The sequence below is a fragment of the Streptomyces sp. Y309 genome (genome assembly GCF_056712025.1).
In genome coordinates this window covers 1,694,694-1,708,053 of the sequence record NZ_CM160048.1, presented here as the reverse complement: position 1 = coordinate 1,708,053, position 13,360 = coordinate 1,694,694, and the positions used below count along the sequence as shown (strand labels likewise).

Here is a 13,360-nt window from a genome sequence, read left to right as displayed (position 1 = left end):
CCGCTCGGCTACGCCTTCGACTGGAGGTACTTGACCGTCGCCGGGTCGGCCGGGAGCAGCGTCTCGATGGCCAGCTCGGCGACGGTCACGTCCATCGGCGTGTTGAACGTCGAGATCGACGAGACGAAGGACAGCACCCGCCCCTCGTGCTCGATCCGCAGCGGCAGCGCGAAGTACGGAACCTGCCAGTCCGCCGCCGCGTCCTCGCCCGGGTCCGCCACCGGATACGCCGCCACCTCCTCGTACAGCGCCCGCAGCTCGGGCGACCGGTGCAGGGCGATCTGCCGCTCCATCTGGTGCAGCAGATGCCCGCGCCACTCCCGCAGATTGCGGATCTTCGGGGCGAGGCCCCCCGGGTGCAGGACGACGCGCATCGCGTTCAGGGGCGGCGCGAGGAGTTCGTCCGGCAGGCCGTCGAGCAGCATCGCGATGCCGCGGTTCGCGGCCACCACGTGGTACGTCGCGTCGACGACCAGCGCCGGATACGGCTCGTAGCCCTGGAGCAGCTGCTCCAGGCCGGCCCGCAGCGTGTCCATCGACGGGTCGTCGAGCGGTGTCTGCGGGAAGCGAGGTGCGTAACCGGCCGCGAGCAGCAGCGCGTTGCGCTCGCGCACGGGCACGTCCAGGTGCTCGGCGAGCTTGAGCACGAACTCCTCGCTGGGCCGGGCGCGGCCCGTCTCCACGAAGCTGATGTGCCGCGCCGACGAGTCCGCGCGCAGCGCCAGTTCGAGCTGGCTGACGCGCCGTTCCTCGCGCCAGGCCCGCAGCAGCGCGCCCACCTCGGACGGCTCGGCCGGCTCGGCCGGACGGGAGCCCGTGGCGCGGTGATCCGCGGGGTGCCGGGGGCCGCCTTTGCTGTTCTTCCTGCCGGGCGCGAGAGTTGTCATACCCAGACGGTAATCGAGGAGTGATGCATGACGAATCCGTGGGACCCGCCGTCGGCGGCGGCAGGCTGGAACGCCACCGTCGCCTATCGCGCCCGGGTGCGCGGCTGCCTGCTCGGCGGCGCGATCGGTGACGCGCTCGGCTACGCGGTCGAGTTCACCTCGCTCGACGGCATCCGCGCCGCGCACGGCCCCGGCGGGGTGCGGGGACCGCTGCCCGACGCGGAGGGCGTCTGCCGGATCAGCGACGACACCCAGATGACCCTCTTCACCGCGGAGGCACTGCGGACGGCGCACGCCCGCGAACGCCGCAAGGGCATCGGCGGCGCGGCGCCGGAACTCGTACGGCAGGCGTACCTGCGCTGGCTGGACACACAGACGAAGCCCGGCCCCGAGCCGCGGACCGACGGGACGGGGCCCGCGGACCCCGCCGACCTGAGCTCCCAGGCGTGGCTCTACGCCCAGCGCGCCCCGGGCAACGCCTGCCTGAGCGGCCTGCAGCACGGCTACGCTCCCGACCCCGCCGCCGACCTTGGCCCGCACGGTCCCGTCAACCCCGAGTCCAAGGGGTGCGGCACCGTGATGCGGTCGGCGCCCTTCGGCCTCACGCGCGCGCCCGCCGGCCGCGCCTTCGAACTCGCCGCGCGCTGCGCCCAGATCACCCACGGCCACCCCACCGGCTACTACGCGGCGGGCGCGCTCGCCGCGATCGTCACCCACCTCGTCGAGGGCGACTCCCTGGAGGGCGCCGTCCTGCGCACCCTGCGGCTGCTCGCCCGGTACGCCGGGCACGAGGAGACGTCCGCCGCGCTGACCGCTGCCGTCGACCTGGCCGCGGCGGGCGACCCGAGCGCCGAGCGCGTCGAGACCCTCGGCGCGGGCTGGATCGCCGAGGAGGCCCTGGCCATCGGCGTGTACGCCGCCCTGGCCGCGCACCGCGTCGAGGACGCCCTGCTGCTCGCCGTGAACCACTCGGGCGACAGCGACTCCACGGGCTCCGTCTGCGGCAACCTGCTCGGCGCGCGGCGCGGCGACCACCAACTGCCGGACGACTGGCTGCGGTTGACGGAGGGCCGCGCGGTGATCGCGGCGGTCGCGGACGACCTCGCGGCCGAATGCGTACGCCGCTGAGGCGCCGCATGCGTACGCCGCCGAGCCGCCGCGGGCGCGCGGCGCGCGCGGCCACCTGAATGGGCGCATCGGCGCGTCCCCGCCCGGCATTAGCTGTGGCAGGCTGGCTGTACACCCCCACATACGCAGGAAGGAGAGCGGCCATGCCTCTCGCACCGCTGTCGCAGAAGGAGATCGAGGACCGGCTCGCGGAGCTGCCCGGCTGGTCGCTCACCTCGGGCGGCACGGACGCCGCGGCCACGGCCGCCGACGTGAAGCTCACCCGCGCCTACCGGCTCGACTCGCACTTCGCGGCCACCGCCCTCGTCGTGCACATCGCCCAGGTGCAGGAGGAGCTCGACCACCACTCGGACCTGACCCTCGGCTACAACTCGGTGACCCTCGCCGTGAACACCCACAGCGAGGGCGGCGCCCTCACCGACCGGGACTTCGAACTGGCCCGCAGGGTCGAGGAGCTGGCCGCGGGGCACGGGGCGCAATGATGCGGGGCGCGACCGCACGGGCCGGGCACGGGACGGCTGCCCGCGGAGCTGGTGCCTGATGCTGGACTACGGCAAGGAAGCCGTCCGCTACGACGCGTCGCGCGGAGGGGAGCCGCGGGCCGAGGCCGCGGCCGCCGCGGTGCTCTCGCTGCTGCCCGCCGGGACCCGTTCGCTGCTCGACGTCGCCTGCGGCACGGGCCTGGTCACACGGCGGTTCGCCGCCCGGCCCGAGCTGCGGGTGACGGGGGTGGACGCGGCGTACGGCATGGCGCGGATGGCGGCCGAGCGCGTCCCCGGCGCCGTCGTGCTCGGCGACAGCAGGCAACTGCCCTTCCCTGACGCCGCGTTCGACGCCGCGTCGGCGGTGTGGCTGCTGCACCTCCTGTCCGGTCCCGACGAGACGGCGGCGGTCGTCGGGGAGTGCGCGCGGGTGCTGCGGCCCGGCGGGGTGCTCGTCACCACCGTCGACAAGGCCGCCTCGCACCACGTGGGCAGCGACATCGACGCGGCGCTCGAGGGCCGCCCCGTCCGGCGGCCCGTGGACGCCGCGGCCGATGTGGCGCGGCACGCGGCCGCGCACGGCCTCGCCCGCGCGGGCGAGGCCCGCTTCATCGGCCACGGCCAGGGCCGCAGCCCCCGCTCGACCATCGACGACCTGCACCGCGGCTGGTTCACCAGCATCCCGCCCGAAGGACCGCTGGCACGGCGGTACGCGGCGCGGCTCGCGGAACTGCCGGACCAGGAAGTCCGGCGCCCCGACCCGCGGTTCACACTGCACGCTTTCCGCAAGCCGACGGCGTGAGGGCCCGCTGCCGCCTGTTTGCCGAAACGGCAAGTGGACTGGCCGAAATCGCGGGAGGAGAGCACGCTGGCGGCGTACGACAGGAGAGTCGTACAGGACGGCCAGTACGGTCTTGAGAGGTGGCGATGACGGTGGCGGGGCACGCGAACGGCGGCGAGGGCGTGGCACACGGAGCGGGTGCGGGGCAGGGGCACGGGCACGGCGGTGGGCACGGGCATGGGCACGCCGAGATCGACTGGGCCGTCATGGCCCCCGTCCTGGAGCAGAACGCGGAGGTCACGGCGCCCGTGTACCGGGACGTGGCGGCCTGGCTGCGGGAGGTGCGCGCGGGCGGCAGCGAGGGTGAGGCGGGCCGTCCCGCCGACGCGGCCGATCCGGCCGACCCGGCCCTGATCGTCGACGCGGGCAGCGGCCCCGGCGTCGTCAGCTGCCTGTTCGCCGAGGAGTTCCCGAAGTCCCGGGTGATCGCGGCGGACCCCGAGGAGGCGCTCCTGGAGCACACGGCGGCCCGCGCGGCCCGCCTCGGGCTCGCGGACCGCGTCGGCACGCACCGCGCGGAACTCCCCGACGGCCTGGGCGAGTTGCCGCCCGCCGACCTCATCTGGGCGGCCCGTTCCGTGCACCACGTGGGCGACCAGGGTGCCGCCCTCGCGGCGCTCGCGGACCGGCTCGCGCCGGGCGGCACGCTCGCGATCCTCGAGGGCGGTCTGCCGCCGCGCAGCCTGCCGCGCGACTGCGGCCTCGGCCGCCCCGGCCTGCAGGCCCGGATGGACGCGGCCAACGAGGGGTGGTTCGCGCGGATGCGGGCGGAGCTGCCGGGCACGAAGGAGACGACCGAGGACTGGCCCGCGCTGCTGACGGCGGCGGGCCTGCGGCACGTGGCGACGCGCAGCTTCCTGCTCGACCTGCCCGCGCCGCTCGACGAAGCGGCGCGCGCCCACGTCATCGCCACGTTCGAGCGCTACCGCTCACTCGCGGCGGACGCGGCCGACGGGGACACCGCAGGCACCGACGGCGGCCTCGACCCTGAGGACGTCGCCGCCCTCGACCGCCTCCTCGACCCGCAGGACGAGCTGAGCCTGCACCGGCGCACGGACCTGTTCCTGCTCACGGCCCACACGGTGCACGTGGCGGTGAAGGAGGCCTGAGCCGCACCGGCCGGGCCCGCGGCCGTCAGCACTGTCCGGGTCGGGCGTAGAGGGTGACGCGGGCGCCCCGGGGGTGCCAGCTGCGGCACGCCTCGAAGTACGCGTCGAGGGTGTCCCGCTTCACGGCTTCGAGCCCGGCCGCGTCCGCCGATCCGGGCGCCGGCTCGGCCGGGTCGCTCGCCACGACGATGCGGTCCCGTGCCAGCATCCGCGCGCGCAGGACGCCTGCGGACACCTCGGTGCCGTACAGCGTGTGGGACGCCGCAGGGGTGCGGGCCAGGGCCAGGTCGCTGAGCCCGGCGGTGGCCGAGGCGTACGGCAGGGTCCAGACCCTGCGCCGCAGCGGGGCGTACAGCAGGCCGTCGCCCGGCGCCCCGGCCGCGCGTATCGCCCGTGCCACGGCCGTCGTGTCGTCGATACGGCTCTGCGGCGTCCGTGACTGGGCGGAGAACGGCAGCAGGGCCAGCACCACGGCGGCTCCCGTCGCGGTGACGGCGACAGCGCGCGGTCGGGTGCCGCGCGCGGCCCAGTCAAGGGCGGCGGCCACGAGCAGCGCGAGTCCGGCCTGGCTGTAGAGCACGTAGCGGTCCACGTAGAGCGGCTTGGCCAAGGAGGCGAGGAGCAGGATCAGAGTGGGCAGGACGAGCAGGCCGACGGGCAGAGCGAGCCCGCCCACGTCCGCGCCGCGCCCGAGCCCCGGCCCGGGCCCGGGTCTCGCCCGGCCGCCGGGCCCCGAGCCGCGCTCGGCACCCCCTCCGCGCTCGGCACCCATGCCGTGTCCCGCACGCCGCCGTACGCGGGCCAGGAACCCCGCACAGCCGATCCCGGCCACGATCAGGACCGCGCTGTCCGCCGTGAGGGAAGAGCCCTCCAGCCAGCTCACCTGCGCCGACTGCCCCTGGCTCACGAATGCCAGCGGCGCGGTTCCGGCGGCCACGGCCGCAGCGGCCAGGATCCACGGGCGCCTGGCCACCCGGCCCACGGCCAGGCCGTGCGCGGGCAGCGCGAGCACCGCGAACTCGTGCAGCAGGCACGCCGTCAGCATCAGCGCCGCATAGGCGACCCACGGCCCGCGCCGCCGCGCACCGGCCGCGCGCACCATCGCGTACGTCGCCCAGACGACCAGCGCGCACACCATCGCGTACGAACGCCCCTCCTGCGCGAAGCGCTGCACCGGCGGCAGCAGCGCGAAGACGACACCGGCGAGCAGCCCCGCGCGTGGCCCCGCGAGGCGGCGGCCGAGGAGGGCCACCCCGGCCGCCGCCGCTGCCATCGCCAGGACCGACGGCAGCCTCAACACAAGCAGCGGATCGGCGTCGCCCAGAACAGGGGACAGCACGGGGGCCGAGCAGAGGCCGAACAGGGCCTTCATCACCAGGTAGTAGAGCCCGTGGACGGCGTCGGCGGTGCCCAGCGTCTGCCACAGCGCGCCGAGTTCACGGTGCGTCATGTCGTACGTCACCGCCTCGTCGCGCCACATGGTGCCGCCACGCCGCACGCCCCACAGCCCCAGCGCCAGGGACAGGAGCACGCCGGGCAGGGCGAGTGGCCACGACCGGGCGCGTGGGACGGGGTGTGGGCCCGGAGGCGAGGCCGGGGACGGGTGGACGCGGGGGCGGACGAGGCGCGTGGAGGTATCGGCGGCGATGGAGGGCTCCAGGAATTCCGAACGTCAGGAGATGAACCGGGTGGCGGAAAACCCGAGTTCAGCGGCACCGCGATTGATGGGCAGCCCCGATGCGGGCCGCCTGTCAATTGCTAGCGTGGCCCGCGGAGCCGGTGGGGACCGGCGACGGGGGAGCCGGGGGAGCGGGGGACGGATGGGGCGTCGTGAGAAGCCGCTGGAACCGTCGGCGGGGCCGGTGCAGCGGTTCGCGTACGAGCTGCGCAAGCTCCGCACGGAGGCGGGCGGCCCGACGTACCGGACGCTGGCGCAGCGCGTGCCGTACTCCGCGCCCACGCTGTCGGCCGCCGCCGCGGGCGAACGCCTGCCGTCGCTGCCGGTGCTGCTCGCCTACGTGGAGGCGTGCGGCGGGGGCGCGGAGGAGGCCGAGGAGTGGGAGCAGCGGTGGTACGAGACCCTCGCGGCCGCCGAACCGGCCCCCGACGGGGGCGAGTCCCCGTACCCGGGCCTGGCCCGCTTCGGCCCCGACGACCGCTCCCGCTACCACGGCCGTGACGATCTGGTCGCCGAACTCCTCGCCCTCACCGCCCGCCGCCGCGTCACCGCGGTCGTCGGGGCGTCGGGCAGTGGCAAGTCGTCGCTGCTGCGGGCGGGGCTGGTGCCGGTGTTGCGGGAGCAGGGGGTCAAGGCAGAGGAGGCGCGGCTCGCCGCGATTCGGATCCTCACCCCCGGCGAGCGCCCCGCCCGCACCCACCGGGACCTGTTCGAACCCAGCGACGCCGCCGACGGCGACACCCTGCTCGTCGTCGACCAGTTCGAGGAAGTCTTCTCCCTGTGCCACGACCCGGCCGAACGGGCCCGGTTCCTGGACAGGTTGCTCGCCGCCCGCGACCCCGGCAGCCGACTGCGTGTCGTGCTCGCCGTGCGGGCCGACTTCTACGGCCGGTGCGCCGAGCACGGCCCCCTCGCCGACGTCCTGCGCGACGCCGCGCTCCTCGTCGGCCCCATGACGCCGCACCGGCTGCGCGAGGCCATCGTCCGCCCGGCCGCCGCCGAACGGCTCGTCGTGGAGCGGGCGCTGACCGCCCGGATCGTGGCCGACGTCGGCGACGAGCCCGGCGGGCTGCCGCTGATGGCGCACGCGCTGCGCGAGGTCTGGCGGCGGCGCAGCGGCAAGACGCTCACCCTCGCGGCGTACGAGGCGATCGGCGGCGTCCGCGGTGCCATCGCGCACACCGCGGAGGACGTCTTCGAGGGCTTCGGCGAGGCGGAGGCCGTGGCGGCGCGCGCGGTGCTGCTGCGCATGGTGGCGCCCGGGGACGGCACACAGGACACGCGGCGCACCGTCGACCGCGCGGAGCTGCCCGCGGGCTGCGACGCCGTGCTGGAACGTCTCGTCGCCGCACGCCTGTTGACCGTCGACGGCGAGCGCGTCGACCTCGCGCACGAGGCGCTGATCACCGCGTGGCCGCGGCTGCGGGGGTGGGTCGAGGCCGACCGGGAGCGGCTCCGGTCGCACCGGGCGCTGACGGAGGCGGCGCTCGCGTGGGCGGAGCTGGACCGGGACGCCGGGGCGCTGTACCGGGGGACGCGGCTCACCGCGGCGCGTGCGGCTTTCGGTGACGGTGCCGGACTCACCGCGCTGGAACGGGAGTTCCTCGACGCGGCCGTGGCCGCCCATGAGCGCGGGGTGCGGGCCCGGGTCCGTGCCGCGCGCCGCACCCGAGGGCTGCTGTCCGCGCTCGCCGTGCTCCTGTGCCTGGCCGCCGTGGCGGGCGCGGTCGCGTGGCAGCAGAACCGGGAGGGCGAGCGGCGTGCCGCGGAGGCGCAGGCGCGGCGGATCGCGGGGGTCGCCCAGACCTTGCGCACGTCGGACCCGCGCACCGCGATGCGGCTGAGCGTCGCGGCGTGGCGGATCGCGGATCTGCCGGAGACACGGGAAGCCGTCCGGACAGCCTCGGCACAGCGGGAGCTGAACGCGGTCGCGGGAGTCACCGCCGGTGGCTGGCTCAACTCGGACACCCACCTGAGCGACGACGGCCGCCTGCTGACGGTGACCGACCGCGACCGGGTCACGCGATGGGACGCGCGCAGCGGGCGCCGCCTGGGGGCGTACACCGAGCGAGGGCTCTCCGACCGCTACTCGGTCGCCAGCTCCGACGGGCGCTACCTGGCCCAACACACCGGCGACGGCTTCCTGGTGCGGGACCTGCGGACCGGACGCGTGGTGGGAAAGCCGTTCGGGCCGGGCGGCCGGTACGACGTGGACGGTGACTTCGGCGCCGACGGGCGGATGTTCCTCACCCGGAGCAGGGCCGGAGACCGGTCGGTCGTCGAGGTGTGGGACCTACGCCGCCACCGACGGCTCGCGCGGGTCGTGGTGCCCGGCGCCAACGAGGGCAGGCTGCCCCTGCTGAGCCCCGACGGCCGGACCTTCGTCACCTGTTCGCCGGACGCCCGGCGCCTGCGCGTCCACGCGGTCGGCGCCGGGCCGCCACGCCGGACCGCGACCTGGCCTCGCACGGCACAGCGGCAGGTCTGCGGTGCCGATCACTGGCGGTTCACCCCGGACAGCCGGGCCGTCGCGTTCGACGCGGGGGGAGCCGTACACGTCCGGGAGGTGGCATCCGGACGGGAGCGCGCCCGGTTCGACGTCCCGGGCGTCGGCGAGGGGGAGGCGTACTTCAGCGGCGACGGGAGCATGGCGGTCACCACGAGCGACCGGGAGATCGCGCTGTGGCGCGTGTCGGCGCCGGGAGCGCCCCTCGCGCGCTACGCCGTCGACGAGCCCGTCCCCGGTGCCGCTCACCTCGATGTCGCGGACGGTGCCATCCGGTACGTGGCGAACGGAGCGGTGGTCCGTACCCTCGACGTGCGGGACGCCCTCGCGCCCCGGCAGCGTCAACAGCCGTTCGACCGGGCCGAGTTCAGCCCGGACGGCCGCACCCTCGCGGTCGTTCGGCGCCGGGGCGCGGAGGCCGGGACGCAGCTGCGCGACGCCCGGGACGGCCGGGTCACGGCCAGGCTGCCGGGCCGCGTGTGCGAGAGCTGCGCCGACCCGGTCTTCGCGTTCTCCCCGAGTGGCACCACCGTCGCGTACACCACAGAGGAACTGGACAAGGACGGCGCCCCGAGCCGAACCGCCGTACGGCGGTGGAGCGTTCGCGAACGCCGTCAGACGTCGGGCCCGGCCGTCGAGTCGGCCGTCGAGAGCCTCGTCCTGCCCGGTGACGGCGGTCGGGCCGTCACGTCCGGGGCGCCGCCCGGGACCCAGGACGCCGACGACCTGCGACTCGACGTGTGGAGCGTCGGCGAGCACGGGGGCACCCGGACGCTGCGCCGGCCCACCGGAGGCATGTCCAGCACCGTCTCCCCGGACGGGCGCACCGTCCTCGACTGGAGCGGCACGCTCATCGACCTCTCCACCGGCCGCTCGCGGCGCGTGCTCCGGGGTGAGAGCAGGCTCGTGAACGCCGCCTTCAGCCGCGACGGCCGCTACCTGGCCGTGGCCGACGAAGACGGCAGGATCACGCTGTGGAACGCGCGCGGCACCCGCGTCCTCGGCAGGCTCGCCCAGGCCTCCCCGGGCGCCGCGGACGACAAGGCCCCCGTCCTCGCCTTCTCCCCGGACGGTCGCCACCTCGCCCTCGGTCGCGAGGACGGCACCGTCCGCCTCTGGGAAACCGGCACCCCCGGCCTCACGGGCGCCGCATACCCCGGCACCGACGGCCCCGTCCTCGCCCTCGGCTTCGCCGGGGACACCCTGCGGGTGGCGACGCCGCGGGTCACCACCCGCGGCCTCCCCCTGGGCCCGGGGCGGGCGGCAGCCGCCGCGTGCCGACGCGCGGACGGGGGGCTCACCCGCGCGCAGTGGCGGACCCACCTGCCGACTCTGCCGTTCCGCAGGACCTGTTGAGGCCAGAGGGTGAGACCTACGAGACCTACGAGCCCTACGCGAACTCGAACTCCGCCGGGTCCGGGCCGAGGCGCCGGTCCTCGTTGAGCGCGCTGATCGCGGCCATGTCCTCGGGGTCCAGCTCGAAGCTGAAGACGTCGATGTTCTCCTTGATCCGGGAGGGGGTCACCGACTTGGGGATGACCACGTTCCCGAGCTGGATGTGCCAGCGCAGCACGACCTGCGCGGGCGTGCGCCCGTGCTTCTGGGCGATGGCGACGATCGCCGGGACCTCCAGGAGGCCCTTGCCCTGGCCGAGCGGCGACCAGGCCTCCGTGGTGATGCCCTGCTGCGCGTGATACTCGCGGGAGGCGCGCTGCTGGAGGTGCGGGTGCAGCTCGATCTGGTTGACGGCAGGGATCACCGACGTGGCGTCGATGAGGCGCTCCAAGTGCTCCGGAAGGAAGTTGGAGACACCGATCGACTTGGCGCGGCCGTCGGCGAGGATCTTCTCGAAGGCCTTGTACGTGTCGACGTACGCGCCCTTGGCCGGCATCGGCCAGTGGATCAGGTACAGGTCGACGTAGTCCAGGCCCAGCTTGTCCAGCGAGGCGTCGAACGCGCGCAGCGTCGAGTCGTACCCCTGCTCGCTGTTCCAGAGCTTCGTCGTGACGAAGAGCTTCTCGCGGGCGATGCCGGACTTGGCGATGGCCTTGCCGGTGCCCTCTTCGTTCTCGTAGACGGCAGCCGTGTCGATGCTGCGGTACCCGGACTCCAGCGCCGTCGCGACGGCCTGCTCCGCCTCGTCGTCCGGCACCTGCCAGACGCCGAAGCCGAGCTGCGGCATCTCGATGCCGTTGTTCAGGATGATCGGGGGGACCTTGCTCACGAGCTCTCGATCCTTATACGTCGTCGGGTGGTACGTCCATGGTCAACGATCACGGGCCGTACCGCATTCCTGGCGTGGCTTTCCTGCGTTCCCGCGCGTGGTGATTCCCGCTCCTGGCGTGGCGTTCCCGCGCTGCGGCCCGCTGAGAATGGCTAGATATAGCTCCGACCTCATCGGTCCGAACCATTGACCGCGTCTCGTCATGCCGCAACTCTGTTGCACGTCACTGAACGCAGGCCATCCATGTGAACACCCTACGCACATGCGTGGCCCTGTGTCCCGGTGACTCCTGAACCCCCACATCAGGAAGGATAGGAACACGCGCATGAACGTCCATGAGAAGGAAACGTCGGAGGTCGCCGCCCTGTCTTCGGCGGCTTCGGCGGCTTCGGCGACCTCGGCGTCCGCCGGTACCACGGCCTGGCAGACCCCCGAGTACACGGTCGTCGAGACCTCCCTCGAGGTCACGGCTTACCGCCTCGCCGACCGGTAAACCCGCCCGATGCTGCTGCAGGTGCTCGGCACCGCGGCGGGCGGCGGGCTCCCCCAGTGGAACTGCGCGTGCCCCGGCTGTGCCGGGGCACGCGCCCACCCGGAGCGCCGCCGCCGGCACGCCTCGCTCGCCCTTCGCGCGGGCCCGGGCCGCTGGTACGTCGTCAACGCCACCCCCGACATCGGCGAGCAGATCGAAGCGTGCCCCGACCTGCTGCCCGCCCCCGGGCCCGCCGCCGACCCCCGCCTGTCCCCGCTCGCCGGCGTCGTCCTCACCGACGCCGAACTCGACCACACCCTCGGCATCGCCCGGCTGCGGGAGGCCCGCGACGGCGTCGACATCCTGGCCACCGCACCGGTCGTCGGCGCCGTCCGGGACCGCCTCGGGCTCGGCGCCGTGCTCGGCCCGTACACGGACGTGCGCTGGCGCGAGCTCACGGGCACGCCCAGGCAACTGAACGACGGGTCAGCAATCCGGGTCGCCGCGGTGCCGGTTTCGGCCAAACGCCCGCGCTACGCCGCCGACTTGGGCCCCGACGACGCCACCTGGTCGGTCGCCCTCAGCCTGCACGACACCGCCACCGGCCGCACCGCCCTCTACGCCCCGGCCCTCGCCGCCTGGACCGACGCCTTCGACGCGGCCGCACGCGAGGCCGACGTCGTCCTCGTCGACGGCACCTTCTGGGACGACGAGGAGCCCCGGCGGGCCGGGTTCAGCACCAAGTCCGCGACCGGTATGGGGCACCTGCCGATCGCCGGGCCCGGCGGCACCGCACACCGGCTCGCCCGGCTGCCCGGACGCTGCCTGTACACCCACCTGAACAACACCAACCCGCTCGGCGACCCGCACGCCGGGCAGCACAAGCAACTCGCCGACTGGGGGCTCGAAGTCGCGCAGGACCGGATGGTGATCGAGCTGTGACCACGACCGTCAAGACCGACGCGGGCACCGGAGCAGGGCCCGCCGGGCCGCCCTGGACCCCCGACGAGCTCACCGAGCGGCTGCGCGCCGTCTCCGCCGAGCGCTACCACGACCGCCACCCCTTCAACGTACGCATGCACGAGGGCACCCTGACCCGCGCCGAGCTGCGCCGCTGGATCGCCAACCGCTTCCACTACCAGCGGCACATCCCCGTCAAGGACGCCCTGATCCTCGCCAAGTTCGACGACCCCGCGCTGCGCCGGGGTTGGTCGCGGCGGATCAGGGACCACGACGGGGAGCGCCCGGGCGAGGGCGGCATCGAGCGGTGGCTGCGGCTCGGCGAGGCCGCGGGCATCGCGCGCGAGGAGCTGCTTGACACCTCCCGGGTGCTGCCGGGGGTGCGGCTCGCCGTCGACGGATACGTCAACTTCTGCCGCCTGCGCCCGGCGCTCGACGCCGTCGCCGCCTCGCTCACCGAACTGTCCGCGCCCGACCTGATGCGCACCCGCATCGCCGCGTTCGAGCGGCACTACCCGTGGATCGACGCCGAAGGCCTCGCCTACTTCCGGGGCCGGGTCGGACAGGGCGGCCGGGACGGGCAGGAGGCGCTGGGCCTGGTGCGCGCCTGGGCCCGCACCCGCGAGCAGCAGGAGCGGGCCGTGGCGGCGCTCGCCTTCAAGTGCGACGTGCTGTGGTCGCTGCTCGATGCCGTCGAGGGTGCGGCGCGCGGGGCGCCCGGGGGCGCGGGGGAGGAGGTCGGTCATGCGTGACACTGCCACCGGTGACCGCGTCGGTCTCGACTGGCGGCCCGTGCTCGCCCGCTCGGTGATGCTCCGTCACGACCGGGTGCGCGGCGTCGACCTGCTGCTCCTGCCGGAGCGCGTGGTGGTGCTCCGCGGCGCGGCCGGGAGCATCGTGGCGCTGTGCGACGGCGAGCGCGACGTGGCCGCCATCGTCGCGGAGCTGGCCCGCCGCCACCCGGACGCACCGGTCGGCACCGAAGTCCCGGCGTTCCTGGGCCAGTTGCGGGCGGAGGGGTGGCTGCGGTGAGCGACATCCACCGGGCCGACGGCGCTCACGGTGCCCCGGGC

At 75.0% G+C, this 13,360-nt stretch carries 12 protein-coding genes; 9 read left to right on the top strand and 3 right to left on the bottom strand.

What is annotated here, in order from left to right:
* Positions 1–8 precede the first annotated feature (8 nt).
* Positions 9–887 carry a helix-turn-helix domain-containing protein gene (locus tag AC0KTA_RS06045; protein WP_481054065.1) on the bottom strand — a complete coding sequence of 293 codons (879 nt, stop codon included), beginning with the start codon at positions 885–887 and terminating at the stop codon, positions 9–11.
* Between the two features lie 27 nt (positions 888–914).
* Here AC0KTA_RS06045 and AC0KTA_RS06040 point away from each other — a divergent pair, with 27 nt between their 5' ends.
* The 4 genes from AC0KTA_RS06040 to AC0KTA_RS06025 all read left to right on the top strand — a co-directional run bounded on the left by AC0KTA_RS06040 (position 915) and on the right by AC0KTA_RS06025 (position 4,447).
* Positions 915–2,015: an ADP-ribosylglycohydrolase family protein gene (locus AC0KTA_RS06040; RefSeq protein ID WP_481054064.1), complete on the top strand. Its 1,101-nt coding sequence runs from the start codon at positions 915–917 to the stop codon at positions 2,013–2,015.
* Positions 2,016–2,158: 143 nt separating this feature from the next.
* Positions 2,159–2,497, top strand: a complete 339-nt coding sequence (locus tag AC0KTA_RS06035) for a 4a-hydroxytetrahydrobiopterin dehydratase (protein ID WP_481054063.1) — start codon at positions 2,159–2,161, stop codon at positions 2,495–2,497.
* Positions 2,498–2,555: 58 nt separating this feature from the next.
* Positions 2,556–3,299: a class I SAM-dependent methyltransferase gene (locus AC0KTA_RS06030; RefSeq protein ID WP_481054062.1), complete on the top strand. Its 744-nt coding sequence runs from the start codon at positions 2,556–2,558 to the stop codon at positions 3,297–3,299.
* Positions 3,300–3,424: 125 nt separating this feature from the next.
* Positions 3,425–4,447, top strand: a complete 1,023-nt coding sequence (locus AC0KTA_RS06025) for a class I SAM-dependent methyltransferase (protein WP_481056322.1) — start codon at positions 3,425–3,427, stop codon at positions 4,445–4,447.
* Positions 4,448–4,472: 25 nt separating this feature from the next.
* Here the strand turns inward: AC0KTA_RS06025 and AC0KTA_RS06020 are convergent, their stop codons facing one another.
* On the bottom strand, positions 4,473–5,978 hold the full coding sequence (locus AC0KTA_RS06020) for a glycosyltransferase family 39 protein (protein WP_481054061.1): 1,506 nt from the start codon (positions 5,976–5,978) through the stop codon (positions 4,473–4,475).
* A gap of 289 nt (positions 5,979–6,267) precedes the next feature.
* On the opposite strand from AC0KTA_RS06020, the gene AC0KTA_RS06015 reads away from it, so the two are divergent.
* Positions 6,268–9,987 (top strand): WD40 repeat domain-containing protein, encoded by a 3,720-nt coding sequence (locus AC0KTA_RS06015; protein ID WP_481054060.1) that lies wholly within the window; start codon positions 6,268–6,270, stop codon positions 9,985–9,987.
* A gap of 34 nt (positions 9,988–10,021) precedes the next feature.
* Here the strand turns inward: AC0KTA_RS06015 and AC0KTA_RS06010 are convergent, their stop codons facing one another.
* Positions 10,022–10,813: an aldo/keto reductase gene (locus tag AC0KTA_RS06010; RefSeq protein ID WP_481056321.1), complete on the bottom strand. Its 792-nt coding sequence runs from the start codon at positions 10,811–10,813 to the stop codon at positions 10,022–10,024.
* 367 nt (positions 10,814–11,180) lie between these two features.
* Between AC0KTA_RS06010 and pqqA the strand changes: the two genes are divergently transcribed.
* Genes pqqA through pqqD form a run of 4 tightly spaced genes read left to right on the top strand, consistent with a single transcriptional unit; the run spans position 11,181 to position 13,319 of the window.
* A complete protein-coding gene (pqqA, locus tag AC0KTA_RS06005; protein ID WP_481054059.1) occupies positions 11,181–11,348 on the top strand; it encodes a pyrroloquinoline quinone precursor peptide PqqA in 168 nt (55 codons plus the stop codon).
* A gap of 9 nt (positions 11,349–11,357) precedes the next feature.
* A complete protein-coding gene (pqqB, locus tag AC0KTA_RS06000) occupies positions 11,358–12,269 on the top strand; it encodes a pyrroloquinoline quinone biosynthesis protein PqqB (RefSeq protein WP_481054058.1) in 912 nt (303 codons plus the stop codon).
* Positions 12,266–13,039: a pyrroloquinoline-quinone synthase PqqC gene (gene pqqC, locus AC0KTA_RS05995; protein ID WP_481054057.1), complete on the top strand. Its 774-nt coding sequence runs from the start codon at positions 12,266–12,268 to the stop codon at positions 13,037–13,039. The genes pqqB and pqqC overlap by 4 nt, the downstream gene beginning before the upstream one ends.
* Positions 13,032–13,319, top strand: a complete 288-nt coding sequence (gene pqqD, locus AC0KTA_RS05990; protein ID WP_481054056.1) for a pyrroloquinoline quinone biosynthesis peptide chaperone PqqD — start codon at positions 13,032–13,034, stop codon at positions 13,317–13,319. Before pqqC ends, pqqD begins: the two co-directional genes overlap by 8 nt.
* Positions 13,320–13,360 lie beyond the last annotated feature (41 nt).